The organism is Hymenobacter wooponensis (assembly GCF_004745865.1).
GTDB lineage: Bacteria > Bacteroidota > Bacteroidia > Cytophagales > Hymenobacteraceae > Hymenobacter > Hymenobacter wooponensis.
This window is the reverse complement of sequence record NZ_SRKZ01000005.1, coordinates 395,141-412,770: the sequence shown is the minus strand read 5'-3', so window position 1 is coordinate 412,770 and position 17,630 is coordinate 395,141. Positions and strand designations below refer to the sequence as shown.

16 protein-coding genes are annotated in these 17,630 nt (G+C 54.2%); 9 read left to right on the top strand and 7 right to left on the bottom strand.

Going from position 1 to position 17,630, the window contains the following annotated elements; all coding sequences use genetic code 11:
- Window positions 1-48: 48 nt before the first annotated feature.
- From trmD to EU557_RS18750, 7 genes are all read right to left on the bottom strand, one after another.
- Window positions 49-726 carry a tRNA (guanosine(37)-N1)-methyltransferase TrmD gene (trmD, locus tag EU557_RS18780; RefSeq protein WP_135532006.1) on the bottom strand — a complete coding sequence of 226 codons (678 nt, stop codon included), beginning with the start codon at window positions 724-726 and terminating at the stop codon, window positions 49-51.
- A 12-nt stretch (window positions 727-738) separates the two neighbouring features.
- Window positions 739-1,314: a ribosome maturation factor RimM gene (gene rimM / locus EU557_RS18775; RefSeq protein ID WP_135532005.1), complete on the bottom strand. Its 576-nt coding sequence runs from the start codon at window positions 1,312-1,314 to the stop codon at window positions 739-741.
- Window positions 1,315-1,431: 117 nt separating this feature from the next.
- Complete coding sequence (locus EU557_RS18770) at window positions 1,432-1,980, bottom strand: 30S ribosomal protein S16 (protein ID WP_135532004.1); 549 nt, start codon at window positions 1,978-1,980, stop codon at window positions 1,432-1,434.
- Window positions 1,981-2,239: 259 nt separating this feature from the next.
- Window positions 2,240-3,010 carry an acyl-CoA desaturase gene (locus EU557_RS18765; protein WP_135532003.1) on the bottom strand — a complete coding sequence of 257 codons (771 nt, stop codon included), beginning with the start codon at window positions 3,008-3,010 and terminating at the stop codon, window positions 2,240-2,242.
- A 307-nt stretch (window positions 3,011-3,317) separates the two neighbouring features.
- The gene (locus EU557_RS18760) at window positions 3,318-4,025 is read right to left on the bottom strand and encodes an RluA family pseudouridine synthase (RefSeq protein ID WP_135532002.1); all 708 of its coding nucleotides are present in this window, start codon (window positions 4,023-4,025) and stop codon (window positions 3,318-3,320) included.
- A gap of 115 nt (window positions 4,026-4,140) precedes the next feature.
- Complete coding sequence (gene panB, locus EU557_RS18755; RefSeq protein ID WP_135532001.1) at window positions 4,141-4,956, bottom strand: 3-methyl-2-oxobutanoate hydroxymethyltransferase; 816 nt, start codon at window positions 4,954-4,956, stop codon at window positions 4,141-4,143.
- Between the two features lie 256 nt (window positions 4,957-5,212).
- Window positions 5,213-8,110: a putative LPS assembly protein LptD gene (locus tag EU557_RS18750; protein WP_135532000.1), complete on the bottom strand. Its 2,898-nt coding sequence runs from the start codon at window positions 8,108-8,110 to the stop codon at window positions 5,213-5,215.
- Between the two features lie 87 nt (window positions 8,111-8,197).
- Between EU557_RS18750 and EU557_RS18745 the strand changes: the two genes are divergently transcribed.
- The 9 genes from EU557_RS18745 to poxB all read left to right on the top strand — a co-directional run bounded on the left by EU557_RS18745 (window position 8,198) and on the right by poxB (window position 17,431).
- Complete coding sequence (locus tag EU557_RS18745) at window positions 8,198-9,004, top strand: N-acetylmuramoyl-L-alanine amidase family protein (RefSeq protein WP_425351962.1); 807 nt, start codon at window positions 8,198-8,200, stop codon at window positions 9,002-9,004.
- 65 nt (window positions 9,005-9,069) lie between these two features.
- Window positions 9,070-10,074 (top strand): MlaD family protein, encoded by a 1,005-nt coding sequence (locus EU557_RS18740; RefSeq protein WP_167855272.1) that lies wholly within the window; start codon window positions 9,070-9,072, stop codon window positions 10,072-10,074.
- A gap of 214 nt (window positions 10,075-10,288) precedes the next feature.
- On the top strand, window positions 10,289-11,917 hold the full coding sequence (locus tag EU557_RS18735; RefSeq protein ID WP_135531998.1) for an acyl-CoA carboxylase subunit beta: 1,629 nt from the start codon (window positions 10,289-10,291) through the stop codon (window positions 11,915-11,917).
- The gene (locus EU557_RS18730) at window positions 11,917-12,408 is read left to right on the top strand and encodes a hypothetical protein (protein WP_135531997.1); all 492 of its coding nucleotides are present in this window, start codon (window positions 11,917-11,919) and stop codon (window positions 12,406-12,408) included. Before EU557_RS18735 ends, EU557_RS18730 begins: the two co-directional genes overlap by 1 nt.
- Window positions 12,409-12,634: 226 nt before the next feature.
- Entirely contained in the window at window positions 12,635-13,942 is a 1,308-nt protein-coding gene (locus tag EU557_RS18725; RefSeq protein WP_135531996.1) for a DUF2268 domain-containing putative Zn-dependent protease, read from the top strand.
- 26 nt (window positions 13,943-13,968) lie between these two features.
- Entirely contained in the window at window positions 13,969-14,436 is a 468-nt protein-coding gene (locus EU557_RS18720; protein ID WP_135531995.1) for a hypothetical protein, read from the top strand.
- Between the two features lie 81 nt (window positions 14,437-14,517).
- The gene (locus tag EU557_RS18715; RefSeq protein ID WP_135531994.1) at window positions 14,518-14,985 is read left to right on the top strand and encodes a hypothetical protein; all 468 of its coding nucleotides are present in this window, start codon (window positions 14,518-14,520) and stop codon (window positions 14,983-14,985) included.
- A gap of 48 nt (window positions 14,986-15,033) precedes the next feature.
- The gene (locus EU557_RS18710) at window positions 15,034-15,612 is read left to right on the top strand and encodes a DUF1572 domain-containing protein (RefSeq protein ID WP_135531993.1); all 579 of its coding nucleotides are present in this window, start codon (window positions 15,034-15,036) and stop codon (window positions 15,610-15,612) included.
- Between the two features lie 91 nt (window positions 15,613-15,703).
- Window positions 15,704-17,431: a ubiquinone-dependent pyruvate dehydrogenase gene (gene poxB / locus EU557_RS18705; RefSeq protein ID WP_135531992.1), complete on the top strand. Its 1,728-nt coding sequence runs from the start codon at window positions 15,704-15,706 to the stop codon at window positions 17,429-17,431.
- Window positions 17,432-17,630: the final 199 nt, after the last annotated feature.

The following is a 17,630-nucleotide window of genomic DNA, read 5'->3' as shown; positions in this document are numbered from 1 at the left end:
ACTTACGGAAGCAGAACAGCAGAATTTCCCTTTTACAACTTTCTAACGTCACTCTGATAATAAGTCCGGACGCCGCTGGCGGGTCCGTTCCAGTGCCTGGTCGTGACGCCAGACATCAATTTTAGGCGTGTTGCCGGAGAGAAGAATCTCTGGCACCTCATGGCCGCGCCACTCAGCCGGGCGAGTGTACACCGGTGGAGAGAGCAGGTTGTCCTGAAACGAATCGCTTAAGGCTGATTCCTCGTTACCGAGCACACCGGGCAGTAACCGTACAATGGCATCCACCAGAATAGCAGCTCCTAATTCACCGCCGCTCAGTACGTAGTCGCCCACGCTGATTTCGTGGGTGATGTAGGCCTGTCGAATTCGCTCGTCTACACCTTTGTAGTGCCCGCAGAGCAGCAACAGGTTACCGGCTAATGACAGCCGGTTTACGAGTGGCTGACGCAGGGTTTCTCCGTCGGGCGTTAGGTAGATAATGGCGTCGTAGGTACGCTGAGCCATCAGCTCATCGAAGCAGGCAGCAATGGGCTCTACCCGTAGTACCATGCCGGCTCCACCACCAAATACGTAGTCGTCAATCTGGCCATGCTTGTTGATGGCATAGCGGCGCAGATCGTGCAAATGAATTTCGGCCAGTCCCTTATCCTGGGCGCGCTTCACGATGGAGTGCGCAAAGGGGCTGACCAGCAAATCCGGCTGGCACGTGACGATGTCAATCCGCATGATGGGGGTGGCCTACTCTTCGTCTAGAGGTTCATCCCCATCATGCGAGCTCGGTGACAAGTATACGTCGAGCAAGCCTTCCGGCAGCCTTACGTGCAGCTTGCGTTCCTGCTCATCAGCGCGAGAAATCAGTTCATCTACCACCGGAATCAGCACCTCTTTTCCCTGATAGCGCATGGCCAGCAAGTCTTGCTGAGGTAGTTCGTAGAAAGTTTCTACGGTGCCTAGCGCGCCCAGCTGTTCATCAACTACTGTGTAGCCAATGACATCATGGAAATAGAACTGATCTTCTTCTAGCTCAGGCAGCTCCGCCAAGGGGCGCCACAGCTTCGCATTGCGAAGCGGCTCGGCGTCTTCTACGCGGTCAATGCCTTTGAGCTTGAAAAGAACCCGGTTTTCAGCTTGCGGCTGCACCTTCTCCACTTCGTAGGCCACTAGCTTGCCGGGGGCTGAAGGAAGCTCCAGCAAGACGGACTTAAGCTTGCGGTATTCGTCGAGGTTATCCACGTCGAAGAAAGCCACCACGAAGCCTTTGAGGCCGTGCGGCTTCCCAAGGGAACCGAGTTGGTAGCAGTCGTCGAGAGTCATGGTAGAGAATGGGAAGAGGAAAAACGTGAGAAGGTGATGAGGTTGAACAAGAAGCGTGGCGGCAGTTGCCAGCAGCACTTCTTAGTACCTCATCACCCTCAACCGTATACTCTAGAATTAAGCGCCAGCTTCCTCCGTGGTGTCAGCCGAAGCTTCAGCCGTTTCAGTAGCGTCGCCTTCAGCAGCAGGAGCAGCGGCAGCCAGAGCAGCAGCCTGCTTCTGACGCTGAGCTTCAGCGCGAGCTTCTTTAACTTTGGTTTCAGCAGCCAGAGCAGCTTTGCGAGCTTCCTCTTTAGCGCTGCCAATGTTGGTACGCTTGCCTTCGATCTTAGCGTCTTTCTGCTCTTTCCAGTCGGTGTAGCGCTGGTCAGCAGTTTCCTGCGAGATAGCACCTTTGATTACACCAAGCTGCAGGTGCTTACGGTAAAGCACACCACGGTAAGAGAGCATAGCACGCACCGTATCGGTGGGCTGGGCACCTTTCATGATCCAGTCGAAAGCCTTGTCGCCATCGAAGTTGATGGTAGCAGGGTTGGTCTGGGGGTTGTAGGTACCGATTTTCTCGATGAAGCGGCCGTCGCGGGGCGAGCGGGAGTCAGCAACAACGATGTCGAATTGAGCGGCCTTTTTGCGGCCGCGACGGGCGAGGCGGATTTTAACTGCCATAAACCGGGTTGGTTAAGCGACGCATCTCGTGCGTCTGATTGAAAGTGAGGCGCAAAGGTAGGGAAAAGTCTGGTAGAAAGGAATGGCTACAAAATGATTCCTGAACAAACCTAGCGCCTGCTTATTATAGCTGGTCAGGGCCTACGGGAAAATTAGCCGCACTAGGCCACTAGAAGGGGCTGCAGCATTTCTGCTGGAGACAACGAAAAAGGGCTGCTCCGCTCGCGGAACAGCCCTTTCCTACTGGTTACAATGAAAGCTAGGCAGCCATTTTCTTAGCTGGTTTCTTAGAAGTAGCCTCCACTTTACGCTTAATCTTTACAACCCCTACTTTATCCATGCCCCAGATGAACATGTAGGTAGGATCAAACTCCCACCACTTCACGCCGAAGTTAACGCGCATAGGGAGTTTGTGATGGTTATTCTGGAACAGCTCGCCGAAAGCAAGGAAATCCAGAGCCAGCGTATTTTTGGAATGGTCGTGGTTGTCGAAGTTCTGGTAGCCGTACTTGTGGCCGCCCCAGTTCACAATAGCGCCGTGGATGGGGCCCATCAGGAAGTGGATGGGCAACAGCAAGAACTGCCACCAAGCCGTAGCAAACTGCACGTAGAACAGCACATAAAGCGTGCCCCAGCCAAGGCGGGAGTACCATTTGTCGCCGAAGTTCTCAATAGCAGCCCACTCGGGGTAGTCGCCCTCAAATCGCTCCGCCAGCTCGTAGCGCTTGTTCAGTACATCATTGTAGATATTCTTCGTCTTCCACATCATCGAGAAAGCATTCGATGAGAAGAGCGGAGAGTGGGGGTCAAGCTCTGTATCGGAGTACGCGTGGTGCATGCGGTGCAACAGCGCGTACGCCCGTGGCGATAAGAACGAAGAGCCCTGGCAGATGTACGTGAACAGGAAGAAGAATTTTTCCCAGAAAGCATTCATTGTGAACATCTTGTGGGCCGCGTAGCGGTGCAGATAGAAGGTCTGCGTGAAGAGCGACAAATAGTAGTGCGCTACGAAGAAAACGAGTATCGCCATGGGCCAAAAAAGAGGTGAAACGGGGTTGGAAGCAGCTATGCCTCAGTTCGCAAAAGCCGGAAAGCCGAGGATAAGTTCAGCTGCTGTTTTGCAAAACTACTGCCAGGGTAAGGCAGACTGCAATTTCCCTATATAAAAGGCCAAAATGTTGTTCAGCACTAGCCGGGCAGAAAGACTACTATACAAAACAGCCGTCAGCCGGTACTGCTAAGGCATCTATTCGCAAGGAAGAAGTGGCCTAGCCACTACTCATCTGGAACCGATATCCTCTACATCGAGCTGACGGCTGGTTACTTTGTCTAGTGTTCTAGTAATAGACTTTGGCGGCCTCCCAATGCGCAATTTCGGGTACGGGTGCCTCAAAGCTCATGGCTTCTTTCGTAACAGGGTGCTGCAGCTCCAAGCGACGGGCGTGCAGGGCAATGCTTACATCAGGCAAGGGCGCCAAGAAGCCATACTTCACGTCGCCCACAATGGGGGTGCCTAGGCCAGTACTGAGCTGTACCCGGATCTGGTGGGGCCGGCCAGTAATGGGGTTTACCTGCACCAGCCAGCGGTTGCCGGCTTGGCCTAGCACCTCATAGTCTAAGTCTGACTTCAGGCCCTGGCCATGGCGCTCCGAGTACGCCTTGGTAGTGTTTTTAATGGGATCTTTCACGAGCCAGTGCGTAAGGTGGCCACTAGTAGGCTCGGGGCACTTGCCCGTAAGTGCCCAGTACGTTTTGTGCACCTTATTATCGCGGAACATCTCATTGAGCCGGCTTAAGGCTTTGCTGGTCTTCGCCAAGGCTACCACGCCGCTCACGGGCCGGTCGAGGCGGTGAGCTACGCCCACGAAAGCTGCCCCAGGCTTCTTATACTTGAAGCGCAAGTATTCCTCTGCCTTGGCAGAAAGTGGCTCGTCGCCGGTGGCATCGCCCTGCACGAGTAGGCCGGCGGGCTTGTTGATGATGAGCAGATGATTGTCTTCGAACAGAATTTCTTTCCGTTCCGACCACAGATTCGGACGATTCACTGGATAAAAATGAGCAATGAAAAATGCGTAATGAACAAGCTAGGAGCGTTGCACTAGATAGTAGGCAGGCTTCCAACGGCAATTGCTCATTGCGCATTGGTACTTGTTCACTGACTTAATACGCCTCGTCGGGCGTGGGGAAATCGCGGGCCTTTACATCCTGAATGTAACGCTGCACGGCATCGTGCATTACGTCGCCCAGGTCGGCGTAGCGCCGTAGGAAGCGCGGCTTGAACTCTTTGGTAATACCCAGCATATCGTGCACTACCAGTACCTGCCCGTCTACATCGGGGCCAGCGCCAATGCCAATTACGGGAATTGTCAGCTTTTCGGCTACCTGCTTGGCTAAAGCCGAAGGAATTTTCTCAAGAACCAGTGCAAAGCAGCCGATTTCCTGCAGCAGCAGGGCATCTTCAATAAGCTTCTGGGCCTCGGCTTCTTCCTTGGCCCGCACCGTGTACGTGCCAAACTTATAAATACTCTGCGGAGTGAGGCCGAGGTGACCCATTACCGGAATACCCGCCGTAAGAATCCGGGTGATGCTATCTTTGATTTCAGCGCCGCCTTCGAGCTTGATTCCGTGCCCACCTGATTCCTTCATGATCCGGATGGCCGAGCGGAGTGCCTCAGATGAGTTTCCCTGATAGGAGCCAAAGGGCATGTCCACTACCACAAAGGCCCGTTTTACAGCCCGCACCACTGATTGCGCGTGATAGATCATTTGATCCAGGGTGATGGGCAGCGTAGTTTCGTGACCCGCCATAACATTGGAGGCGGAATCGCCGACTAGTAGAACGTCAATGCCCGCGCCGTCCAGAATCTGTGCCATCGAGAAGTCGTAGGCCGTGAGCATGGAAATTTTCTCGCCGCGCTGCTTCATGGCCAGCAACTGATGCGTGGTCACGAGCTTGACTTCTTTGTGCTGAGACATAGCAGGAAGGGGATGTTAAGTTCTGAAAGGAAGTGGAAATAGCGTATTTGCGTTAAAGCGAATGGCGCCCCAAATCTGCAGAATTTTTCCACAACCGGCGGCTAAGGCAAGTCTTTGCCAGCGGGCTAAAGCTTACGGCCACAACCGTAGTCAGCTTCCTAGGCCAGTTGAGTATTGACCTAAACAACACAAAAAGACGCCTGCAATAAGCACTAGTGGCAATACTGGCCTAGAAGTTTCTTATAAACTACTGTGCCTAGTAGTTCAGGAAAGTGCGGTTTCGGCTCAACTTAAGGCTCTGCAGTAGCGCTGATTTGGCCGCAATGGTCACGAAGTAGCCGCGAGTAGGCCCAAATGGCCGCCAGTTGCCGTTAATCTGCCAGCAGTGCAGGTCCTTAAACACATCAAGGGACGTGAATGCAGGGTTCTTATTAACGAAGTCGTAGTTGGTGCTGAAGCCAAAGCGCAACGTTTCCGTCAACTTTACGGAGCCATTTAGGTTCAGGCTCACCGCTGTGTAGGGCGACCTGCGGGGCCGGTACAGTTGAGCAGGTAAGGGGCCTTGGTTGGCGTAAGTAGCCGTAAGGTTGGTGCTAAGGTCCCAGGGAATTTCGAAATCAACGTAATCCTCGTAGGGGTCGATGCGCGTAGGCGAACCTAGAGTGGGGTCGTTGGCCGGGGCTACTGGCCGTGAAATTGTCGACTTACGGTCGCCGGTGCTGGGGTTGAACTGGTAACTGATCGTGAGGTTGGCAGATCTCAAACGAGCTAACTTTTTCTTCTGCTGTTCCCACAGATATTTATTGATCAGTCGGCCAGTAGAGTCTTGTTGATAGAATTCGAAGTTGCTGTTGACCAGTAAGTTTAGCTTGCGGGCTACCTGCGTGCGGAACACAATACCCAGGGGGCTCAGGTTAAAGGCAGTATCAGCAAAATTGTAACCGATGTTAAAGTCTAGGCCATCAATCAAGCTGACTTTATTAAATGGAGTAGTGCCTGTAGTGTCGTTGCTGTTACGCACCTTCATCTCCACCGAGTTCTGGAGGGAGAAGTTTATAGCACTGACTTTTCGTGTAGTAGGCACGCCAAATAGAAAGCCGTTGTAGCGAGGCAGTAGCTGCGCATTTTGATAAGGTTGGCCACTAGAATTCAGTACATCCCTGAGGGCCGGATCATTGCGGAAAGGTCGACCTGTGGTTGGGTCAACCAAGTCCTGCAGCTCAGTAATGCCAAAGGCATTACTAGTCAGGGTGTTGTCTGGCGAAAATTGATAGCTTAAACTGGGCGTTACCTTGTGGCGGAGCGCTTGGATTTTGCGCGTCCCCTTACGTACAATAGTGCCGTAAAAGTTGGTGCTCAGGTTAGCCCCATAAGAAGCACTATTCAGGCGGTTGAAGCCATTGATGGTGTCAATCCGAACGGCACGAGCTACGGAATTATAGCTGTAGTTGAGGCTCTTGAAATACCAAACCTCATTGTAGTTGACACTAGGATTAAAGTTGAAGTGTTTTAGCAGTGTATAATTGCCTAGTGTAATTTGAAACTGGTGCTGAATACCGTTCTGAGAATTGCGCAGCAGCTTGTTGAAGTTGTCCAGCTTGAAGGGAATGACGGCAGCCTCTCGGGAACCACCTAATACTGGAATAGCACCGCTGTTGAGCAGCGTTCCAGATGTCGCATTAGAAATCCGGTTCTGGCCTACTAGGGTGTAGGCCACTGCCAGTTGTTCGTAGAACTTGCCTCGCGGCTCTAGGCCTACCAAGTCGTAGAGGTACTGCCGGGCCACACCCACTGTAACATCAGGCAGGGTAAAGTTCATAGTGCCCGTCTGCGTGTTCTGAGACTGGCTCAGTTGCAAGGCGTAGTTAATAGGAGAGTTGCGGATCTGCTTCGAGTAGGATACGGTAGAGGAAAAGGCCGACTGCAGGTAGTTGCGGACGTTATAGGAGTTTTGCCGGTAGTAGTTATTGCTGCTAATGTTCACGTTAGCCGAAAAACGTCCACCATTAGGCCGCGCTACGGGGGTGTGATTCCACGCTAATGCGTAGTTCTTCGAGGACCTGGGCGCGTTATAACCAGGGTTGGTATTCGCGTCGGTGGAGCCTAAGAGCTGCTCGGTGGGCTGAGAACTGTAGTTAAAGGATAGCAGCCCGCTGAACCGGTAGCGGGTAATGTATTGCATCTCGGCCGTGCCCCGCCAACCTCCGAAACGGTCAGCGTTGCCGGAGTAGATGTCGCCGGTGAGGCGCACGCCAATGTGGTCGTTGGCCGCCCAGTAGTAGCCGCCGTTGCGCAGAAAGAAGCCCCGGTCGGCGGCCTGACCAAACGTAGGAATCAGCAGGCCTGAAGCGCGCTTGTTACTCTTGGGCGTCGGGAAGTAGCCAAATAAGAAGCCCAGCGGCGTCGGAATGTCACCGATAACCAAGTTGAAAGGGCCAGTCACGACCTTCTCACCCGGTATTACCTTCATCTTGGAGGCGTTGATGTAGAAGTGTGGGTCTTCGAGGTTGCAGGTAGTGTAACGTCCTCGTACCCCGAACAGCTCATTCCGGTCGTTCTTCTTGATGGTTTCAGCGTGGATATAGCCCTCGCCCATGTTCGTGACTACATCGGTAATGCGGCCCCGCTTGGTTTTGGTGTTATAGTCGATGCGGTTGGCTTGGTAGGTGCTGCCCCCATCCTTGAACACCGGCCGGTCCTGCAGGCGGCCGGTAGAGTCCTTCCGGCCTTCCGCCGTTACAATGTTGGTGCTGTAGTCTACCGTAATTTTGGCCGACTGAATGTTCATGTCGCCGTAATCCACGTTGGCCTTATCGTACAGGATAGCGCGCTTGTTCTGCACTTCGAATCGAATCGAATCCTTGGCCTTGTACTTGACGGTAGTTTCCACGGCGCCTTTGCGGCCACCGGCGGCTACGCTCAACGAGTCCTGAGAGCCCGTTACCAGGCCTACAGTGTCGGGGCGGGTAGGAGCGTTGGGCTGTGGGGCGTTAAGTATGCGTGGTGCCGGGCGCACATCAGCGGGCACACTAGTGGTGCGGGGGCGCTGCTGGGCTAAGCCAGGTTGAATGGCGGCCAAGCATAACAGCAGGGGAAGTAACAGCAGGAAGAGCCGTGCCCACCGGCCGGGCGCGTCTAAAATCGGATGAAACACAGGCGCTAGCGGGGCCACGTAGTTTTTATCGTTTATTTTGTGGCGGTTTGCAAAGGTAGCGGGTAGCTACCCCAACTAACGAACTCCGTGCGGAATATTGTAGCTCTTAGCGCGGCGAGCCTGTTATTTTTCGCCGGCTCGTCGCGGGCTGTTGTGCCGGATGCTCCGGTACCGGCCCCACCCAAGTATCATTTGCGCACCGTTGTGCTTGACGCTGGCCACGGCGGCAAGGATAGGGGGTGCGCTGGCGTGAAAGCCCGCGAGGCAGATGTTGCCCTGAAAATTATTCTGGCGCTAGGCCACCAGATAGAGGCGGAGATGCCCGAGGTGAAGGTGGTGTACACCCGCAAAACCGACGTGTTTGTGGAACTTGCCGACCGGGCCGGTATCGCCAACAAGCATAATGCCGACCTGTTTATTTCTGTCCACTGCAATGCATCCTCTCCATCGGCCAACGGTACCGAAGTCTGGACCATGGGCCCGCACAAGACGGATGCTAACCTCTCCGTAGCCAAACGAGAAAACGCCGTAATTCTGCAGGAAGACAATTACCAGGAGCGGTATAATGGCTTCGACCCAACTTCTCCCCAGAGCCATATCCTGTTCTCGCTTTACCAGAGCGCGCACATCGTAAATAGCATTCGGTTTGCGCAAAAAGTAGATAAGCAGTTGCGCACCACAGTAGGGCGGCCGTCGCGCGGGGTGAAGCAGGCGGGCTTCTTGGTGCTCTGGAAGTCGACTATGCCCTCGGTCTTAATTGAGTCAGGCTTTCTAACTAACCGCGCTGAAGAACAGTATCTGAACGATAAAGCGGGGCAAACGTATATAGCCACAGGCATCTACCGCGCCTTCCGCGACTACAAAAATGAGCTGGAGGCGATGAATGGCGAATAGGCCTAGGCTCATTCGTCTGATCGGTTTCTACCTCTCCGCTACTCTCTCACTTTACTCTGACCCCTGTGTCGAAAGAAATAAAAGTGGCCCTCTTGGGCATCGTCGCTATTGCCTTGTTGGTCTTAGGCTTCAACTTTTTGAAAGGCAGCAACTTGCTGTCTTCTGACCGAACTTACTATGCCAAGTATGATAACGTGGATGGATTAACCATCGGCAACCCGGTTATTCTGAACGGTATCAAAGTAGGGCAGGTAAAAGAAATGAGCTTGATTCCGGAGGAAGGCAACCGGGTAAAAGTGGCCGTGGAACTCCAGAAGGGCGTTACCGTCGGCGACTCTACCGTGGCTAGCCTAAGCGGCTCGCTGCTCGGCTCGAAAACTATTACCCTGTTTTTGGGCAAGAACACCAAGGTGTATGATGGAGGCGAAGAACTGCGCTCCTATACCGTAGCCAGCATTACCGATGCCTTCCAGGCTAAAGCCCTGCCTGTGCTTGGTACTGTAGATTCAACGCTGATTAAGGTAAACGGCTTCCTGAACAAAGACGCCAAAGTAAGTCTGCAGGCTACTTTGCAAAACGCCCAGGGCAGCACCGAGGCGTTGAAGAATTTGCTGCTGATGAACCAGCGCAACATCAACCAGATTACGACCAATATGGCTCGCTTAACAGCTGATCTGAACAAGACTAGCGCCAAGTTCGACCGTATTGCCAGCAATTTTGCCCTGCTCAGCGATTCCCTCAAGAGTGCACCGGTAGGCCCTGCTATGCGCAAGCTCAATGCCACCATGACGGAGGCTCAGGGCACTATGACTACTTTGAACCGCTCCCTCTCCGACCAGAAAGGCTCATTGGGCAAGCTGATCAATGATACGCTGCTGTATAACAACCTTAACGCTACGGCGGCTAGCACTAACACGCTGCTGACCGATTTCCAGGCTAACCCCAAGCGCTACGTGCACTTCTCGGTGTTCGGTGGCGGCAAGGACAAGACCAAGAAGGAGGTAGAAACTACTACCACCAAACCCAACGGCACCACCGTAGAAACGGAAGCCAAGACAACCGTGAAGTAAGCTGGCTAGGCCAGTTCCACATTCTCCTTACCTTTGAAATCCGCCCCCACAGGCGGATTTCTTGCTTTCCCACCCACAGTGAATAAGTGAGAGGAGTGAAATAGTGAGTTTGAAGTTCAGCCAGCGCTGACGTTCAATCTAGGCCACTAGAATGTCACCTCACTCATTCACTCCCATCACTCATTCACCGCATCCCACCCTTCCCACCCACCCCATGAATCTCGAATTCAACAAGAACGAAGACAGCATTAAGCAACTGAATTTCCAGCTCCAGCAGCGGCTCAAGCGCGTGCAGCTCGGCGGCGGCGAAAAGCGCATTGCGGCCCACAAAAGCAAAGGCAAGCTGACCGCTCGTGAGCGGATAGACTACCTGCTGGATAAGGGTTCTGAAACCATTGAAATCGGGGCCTTTGCTGGCGAAGGCATGTACCAAGAGGAAGGCGGCTGCCCCAGCGGCGGCGTGATAGTAGTAATTGGCTGGGTGCAGGGCCGGCAGTGTGTGGTAGTGGCCAACGATGCCACCGTGAAAGCCGGAGCCTGGTTCCCGATTACGGCCAAGAAGAACCTGCGGGCCCAAGAAATCAGCATCGAAAACAAGCTGCCCATCATTTACCTCGTCGACTCAGCGGGCGTGTACCTGCCCATGCAGGACGAAATTTTCCCCGATAAAGAGCACTTCGGCCGCATCTTCCGCAACAATGCCGTGATGAGCAGCATGGGCATTGTGCAGTTGGCTGCCATCATGGGGCCTTGCGTAGCCGGTGGGGCCTACCTACCGATTATGTCCGACGAGGCAATGATTGTGGATGGCACAGGTTCGGTGTTCCTGGCGGGTTCCTACCTGGTGAAGTCGGCTATCGGCGAGAGCATTGACAACGAAACGCTGGGCGGCGCTACCACGCACTCTGAAATTTCGGGCGTTACGGACTACAAGTTTGCCAACGACGAGGAGTGCCTCGACCACATCCGCAACATCTTCGATAAGCTGGGCGGCCAGGCTACGGCCGGTTTCTCGCGGAAAGCTGCTGTTGCGCCCAAGGAGAACCCGCAGGAGATTCTAGGCCTGTTGCCCGCCGACCGCGCTAAGCCTTACGACATGATGGACATCATCAACCGTTTGGTCGACAACTCGGAGTTTGAGCCCTACAAAGACCTGTACGGCCAAACGCTCCTATGTGGTCTAGCACGCATTGATGGCTGGGCCGTGGGCATTGTGGCCAACCAGCGCAAAATTGTGAAGACTAAAAAGGGCGCCATGCAGATGGGCGGCGTTATCTACTCTGACTCCGCCGACAAAGCTGCGCGCTTCATCATGAACTGCAACCAGAAGAAGATTCCACTGGTGTTCCTGCACGATGTGTCGGGCTTCATGGTAGGCTCGCAGAGTGAGCACGGCGGCATCATCAAGGACGGCGCCAAGATGGTGAATGCCATGGCTAACTCGGTGGTGCCGAAGTTCTCGGTGGTTATCGGTAACAGCTACGGGGCCGGCAACTACGCCATGTGCGGCAAGGCTTATGACCCACGCCTCATCGTGGCCTGGCCTACGGCTCAACTGGCTGTGATGAGTGGTGCCGCCGCCGCCAATACTCTCCTTCAAATCCAGGTAGCCTCCCTAAAAGCCAAAGGCGAGGAAATTACCCCCGAAGCCGAGAAGGAGCTACTGGACCGCATCAAAGCGCGCTACGAAGAGCAGCTCTCGCCCTACTACGCCGCCGCCCGCCTCTGGGTAGACGCCATTATCGACCCGCTGGAAACCCGAAAAGTGATTTCTCAGGGCATTTCCATGGCCAACCACGCGCCAATTGAAAAGGCATACAACGTGGGTGTAATTCAGGTGTGATGACCATTCTTTTAAAAGAGGGATATCAGACCTATCTGAATAAACTTCTGCTACCAATTCGGGAGCAAGTAGAAAAGCTGAATTGGCTTGTTACCGGACTGGAATGTTGGGGAGAATATTCACCATCAATTGAAACTTGGCAGGCAAAAGGTGACTCGAAGCCATACTATAGTGTGGTATCCGGGGAAAAGTTTTATGAGGCATTTGTCGGTTGGAATATGCAGGTCATATGGGGCGTTTTCTGCGGTATAGTCGGTGATATTCCGGCTATACCAGCTGAAGAAGTGCCTTATGCAGATTGCAACCGACGAATATGGTGTGAACCGGAAGCGTTTCAACTGACGGTTTCTGCTATCGAAATCATAGCTTTTGATAGCACTTTTACCCTGCTAAATTTTCGTGATGAAAAACTAGGTTTTCAATTTTTAGAATCATTTCCGAAAGGCAGAATCATACGTACTCCTGATGACATGCTGACTTCCTATCAGTAGTACTTAATAAGCAAACGCCGGTAGTAATTGTGCGCGTTGGGTAGGCAGTGGAAGTGTCGCCTAATGACCTGCCACCTGATACATAGAAAGCGGCATAAATTACCCTTTTGTCATAGATTTTGGCCCGCTAGCACCACTCAGTGCGGCGGGCCGCTTTTGTTAGGGTATGCAGCATTATTCGGTTTTCTGAATGCCTTTTGTCGCGCTATAACTTATTCACATACAGATGAAAAGAATGCTATGTCTTTTGCTGTTGGGGGGCAGTATAAATTCGACCCTAGGCCAGTCCGTGAGCAAGCAGCGGGTGTTCACAGAAGATATTGACCGGTTCTGGGTAGCCTACGACAGCGTCCGAACTACCACTGACCGAACTAAGCAAGTAGCCTTCATCAACGACCTATACATCAAGCCAGGTACCGAAGGGCTGGCGGCGTTTATGAAGGCACGTGATTATTCGGTGGAGCTGTGGGTGGATCTGATTAACAAGCTACCGAAGTACTGGGCATCTATCCGGCCGAATACGCTGGCGGTGAAAACCAAAACCAAGTATATTGAGAAGAGCATCCGGGATTTCAAGCGGCTGTATCCGGAGCTGCGGGAGGCCAGCATGTACTTTACCATTGGCGGGTTACGCTCGGGCGGCACGGTGGAAGGGAGCAAAGTGCTTATTGGGGCAGAAATAGCCACTGGGAATGCGCAAACGGATGTATCGGAATTTAAGAATCCGTGGCTGCCTAGCGTATTCAAGGAGCAGTCCATGGATAACATCGTACCGCTGAACGTGCATGAATACGTGCATACCCAACAGCACGAGGGTGGTGCCAACCTGCTAGGCCAGTCGTTGAAGGAGGGCGCCTGCGACTTCGTAACCGAGTTGATTATGGGCAAGCCGCTTCAGGGGAGTTACTTTACCTATGGAGCCGCCCACGAGAAGGAACTGCGGGAAGCGTTCAAGCAGGAGATGTTCACCTCTTATTATGCCCATTGGCTGTACAATGGCTCTACCGCCAGCACTACGGCTGATTTGGGGTATTTTATGGGCTATTCCATCAACAAAGCCTACTATGCCCAAGCCAAGAATAAGCGGCAGGCAGTTAAGGAGATTATTGAGCTGGATTATGCCAACCCGGATGCTGTAGAGCACTTCGTAAAGCAGTCCGGCTACTACCCGGAGGGCTGGGATAAAGCAGAATTGCTGGCCGCTTTCACCGCTCACCAGCCAGTGGTAGTAGGCACCCTGCCCGCTACAAATGGCACCACCGAGCTCGACGCCAGTGACCGGACACTGATAATTCAGTTTGATCGGGAAATGGGGGAGGGGATGTCGTTTAAACCCGGCCCTCGTGGCAAGGAATACTTCCCGCTAAAAAAGCCAGTGGGCTTTTCTGCTGACCGTAAGTCTTTCACGGTCGAGATGGAGCTGCAACCTCACCATGAATATGAGTTCGTGGTGACCGTGATGCCACGCGGCTTCATATCCAAAGACGGCTACCTGTTGCGGCAGGACTATCCTATCAGGTTCAAGACGAAGTAAACGATTTGCATAGAGCTACAGGAAATATGATTGCTGGCAAGGAATGGAGCTTTGGATTAAGTACGCAGGTTGAGCCGGCTGAAATTGTTTTAAACACTGGTGAAGTTCGTATCACTGCGCATGGGCTTTTTACTACCCCATTGTCATTTCACAACCTTATCGGGAAGCATGCATACAGCTACCTACAGATAGTAGTAGATAAGCACAACCATTTCTTTCTATACTTCCGCTTCGATTGGCCTGCCGACCAGTACTACGGCCCATATCAGGTAATGCTCAACAGGCGGGAAACTCAATTTTTTACCGACCTACAGCTGACGAATTTTACTTGGTACGCTTATGGTACTGGTCAATTAAGTATTCGGTGCGTGCCCGGAATAGTAGGGGGAGTGTTTTATGATCTATCAGGCATCAGCGCAGAGAATGGACAGGCGCTAACTAGCCTGATCAAGAAACTGAAAGAGCCGCAAAGTCAGTGTCAGGAGTGGTTTTGACGACCACTTCTAGGCCACCCCATACGTACGGATGACCGCTAGGCCACGTACCTTTGCAGTCCAACTCAACACCGCTTCACTGTGACCGACCAGAATACCGCCGCTTTTGATAAGGCCCGCACCGGCCTCTGGACTAGCCTGCAAAAGCACTTGACGGCCGTGTATGGTGCCGAGAAAACCTTCCTGGCCGCCACCGCTTTTGTAGAGGCGTTTCCGTTTGCGCTGCACTCGGCCACCGAAGAGCAGCAGTCTGACTATACCAGTGCCCGCCGTGGCCTACGCGACCTGCACACCGACGAAACCAACCAGCTCGACACGCTGGTAAAAGCCATTCGTACCAAAGGCTACACCGAGGACCAGAAGAAGCAACTCTACCTGCTCATTCTGGGCTACATGGATATTGCCGCTTCGGTATTTGAACTGCTGACTACCCACGTGCCAGCCAAGCAGCCCGAGGATGAGGAGCTGACGGCGACGGTGGCTAAGTTTGAGCGGGTGCAGAAGTTTGCCCGACTGAATGTGAAGGGAATATCCGGGCTATTGGCCTAGAAAGCAGTATTCTGAAAAGCTGCTATCTTCCGGGGAACCCCCTCCGCCATGACCGCCGACTACCTCACCAGCGTCCGGAAGCAGTTTGAGTACTACAAGCAACTGGGGGAGAAAACCTTCGCCCAGCTCCCCGACGAGGCCTTGTTCTGGCAGTACAACGCCGAAAGCAACAGCATTGCCACCATCGTAAAGCACTTGTGGGGCAACATGCTCTCCCGCTGGACAGATTTTCTGACGACAGACGGCGAAAAGGAGTGGCGCCAGCGCGAAGCAGAGTTTGAGAACGACATTCAGAGTAGGGAAGAGCTACTAACGAAGTGGGAGCAGGGGTGGCAGTGCCTGTTTGCGGCGCTGGATTCCGTAACACCCGACAACTGCCACCAAACGGTATATATCCGCAACCAGGGCCATTCCATCACCGAAGCCATTAACCGCCAGCTGGCTCACTACCCGTACCACATCGGGCAAATTGTGTTCATCGGGAAGATGGTGCGCAATGGGGAGTGGCAGTCGTTGTCGATTCCGCGGGGCTACTCCCAGGCCTACAACGCCGAGAAGTTTGCCCAGCCGCCGCGCAAAGCGCATTTCACCGATGAGTATCTGAAAGGCACCGCCCGGGAGGCCTAGCTACAACCTATGGGTCCGCTTAGCTGCCACATTTTATGCGGCCCCTACGGCAGCCTTCCCGTATAGCCTTCGGACATAACCCCTGAAGACTATGGCGAAGAAGACTGTCTCTGAAATAATTGTGGATACCCTGATTGCGGCGGGCGTGAAGCGCGTGTACGGCGTGGTGGGCGACTCGCTCAACGGCATCACCGACGAAATTCGGGCGCGGGAGGGCATTGAGTGGATTCATGTTCGGAATGAAGAAGCCGGGGCTTTTGCCGCCGGGGCCGAGGCCCACGTAACGGGCACCCTGGCCGTATGCGCCGGTAGCTGCGGGCCTGGCAATACTCACCTGCTCAATGGCCTGTATGACTGCCACCGCAGCCGCGTGCCGGTGCTGGCCATTGCCGCCCAAATCCCGAGTATTGAAATAGGGACCCAGTACTTCCAGGAGACTCACCCCGAGAACACCTTCAAAGAGTGTAGCGCCTACTGTGAGCTCATCGGCCACCCCGACCAAACCGTGCGCACCACGGAAATAGCCATTCAAACAGCTCTCATCCAGCGCGGCGTGGCCGTACTAGTGGTGCCCGGCGACATCAGCCACCAAAAAACAGAAGCTTCGGAGCCGCGCCTGCCGGTGCTGCGCAGCCGTGCCACGCTGGTGCCCGCCATCGAGGACCTTCGGGCTGCCGCCGATGTGCTCAACACCAGTAGCAAGGTGACCATTATGGCTGGGGCCGGTTGCGCAGGCGCCCACGCCGAGCTGCTGCAGGTGGCCGAGGCGCTGGGTGCGCCTGTTGTGCACGCCCTGCGCGGCAAAGAGTACGTGGAAGCTAATAACCCCTATGATGTGGGGCTGAGTGGCCTGCTGGGCTTTACCTCAGGCTACGAAGCGCTGATGGCCGCCGACGCCATGCTGATGCTCGGTACGGACTTTCCCTACACCCAATTCCTGCCTCAAGAAGCCCGCACTGTGCAGGTAGATGTGCGGGGCGAACATATTGGTCGGCGCGCCAGGGTAGAGGTAGGCCTGGTCGGCGACGTGGCTGCCACCCTTCAGGCGCTGTTGCCGCTGCTCAACCACAAGTCAGACCGCCGCCACTTGGAGAAAGCCCTGGAAAACTACCGCGAGGCCCGCCAAGACCTGGACGAGCTAGCCACCGGGGAGCCCGGCGACACCAGCATGCACCCACAATACGTGGCTCGCCTGCTGAACGAGCAGGCCGCCGAAGACGCTATTTTCACCTGCGACGTGGGTACCCCAACCATTTGGGCGGCGCGCTACCTGCGCTTCAATGGGCAGCGCCGGCTCATCGGCTCCTTCAACCATGGCAGTATGGCTAATGCCATGCCGCAGGCCTTGGGCGCGCAACTGGCCTACCCCAACCGGCAAGTAATTGCCCTGGCCGGCGACGGTGGCTTTGCCATGCTCATGGGCGAGCTGCTGACACTTAAGCAGCTGAAAACCCCCGTGAAAGTCGTCATCTTCAACAACAATAGCCTGGGGTTTGTGGAGCTGGAAATGAAGGCCGCGGGTATTCTGGAATACGGCACCGAGCTGGAAAATCCCAACTTCGCGGCCCTGGCCGAGGCCGCCGGAGTGCGCGGCATCCGTGTTACTGACCCTGCCGATTTACCCGCCGCCGTGGCCGAAATGCTGGCCCACCCTGGCCCCGTTATTCTCGATGCGGTGGTGAAGCGCACGGAGCTCTCCATGCCACCCACCATTGATGCCAGCCAGGTAAAGGGCTTCAGCCTCTATACGCTCAAGGCCATTATGAATGGGCGGGGAGATGAGGTGCTGGAGATGGCCAAAGCCAATTTATTACGGTAGTAAGCACTGTTCAGCTTCGCCTTCCTAGTATATAACGCTTAGGCCAGTATACGCAGCTGACCTAGGCGTTTTAGGAAATATAGTATCCAGCTGATTGAACATTCTGACGTCCGCCAGATGTTAATTCCAGGCAACTTGCAGTGGTGAAACCGCGTCGGTTGCGTTTATTTGCCCTTCTCGTATGCCGGGCGACCCGCGC

Excerpts from the sequence above, each read along its gene's own strand:
- EU557_RS18730 (WP_135531997.1), top strand. The coding sequence starts at position 11,917 with ATGACCATTCTTTTAAAAGAGGGATATCAGACCTATCTGAATAAACTT.
- EU557_RS18735 (WP_135531998.1), top strand. The coding sequence starts at position 10,289 with ATGAATCTCGAATTCAACAAGAACGAAGACAGCATTAAGCAACTGAAT.
- poxB (WP_135531992.1), top strand. The coding sequence starts at position 15,704 with ATGGCGAAGAAGACTGTCTCTGAAATAATTGTGGATACCCTGATTGCG.
- panB (WP_135532001.1), bottom strand. The coding sequence starts at position 4,956 with ATGTCTCAGCACAAAGAAGTCAAGCTCGTGACCACGCATCAGTTGCTG.
- EU557_RS18720 (WP_135531995.1), top strand. The coding sequence starts at position 13,969 with ATGATTGCTGGCAAGGAATGGAGCTTTGGATTAAGTACGCAGGTTGAG.
- EU557_RS18710 (WP_135531993.1), top strand. The coding sequence starts at position 15,034 with ATGACCGCCGACTACCTCACCAGCGTCCGGAAGCAGTTTGAGTACTAC.
- EU557_RS18725 (WP_135531996.1), top strand. The coding sequence starts at position 12,635 with ATGAAAAGAATGCTATGTCTTTTGCTGTTGGGGGGCAGTATAAATTCG.
- EU557_RS18765 (WP_135532003.1), bottom strand. The coding sequence starts at position 3,010 with ATGGCGATACTCGTTTTCTTCGTAGCGCACTACTATTTGTCGCTCTTC.
- rimM (WP_135532005.1), bottom strand. The coding sequence starts at position 1,314 with ATGACTCTCGACGACTGCTACCAACTCGGTTCCCTTGGGAAGCCGCAC.
- trmD (WP_135532006.1), bottom strand. The coding sequence starts at position 726 with ATGCGGATTGACATCGTCACGTGCCAGCCGGATTTGCTGGTCAGCCCC.
- EU557_RS18770 (WP_135532004.1), bottom strand. The coding sequence starts at position 1,980 with ATGGCAGTTAAAATCCGCCTCGCCCGTCGCGGCCGCAAAAAGGCCGCT.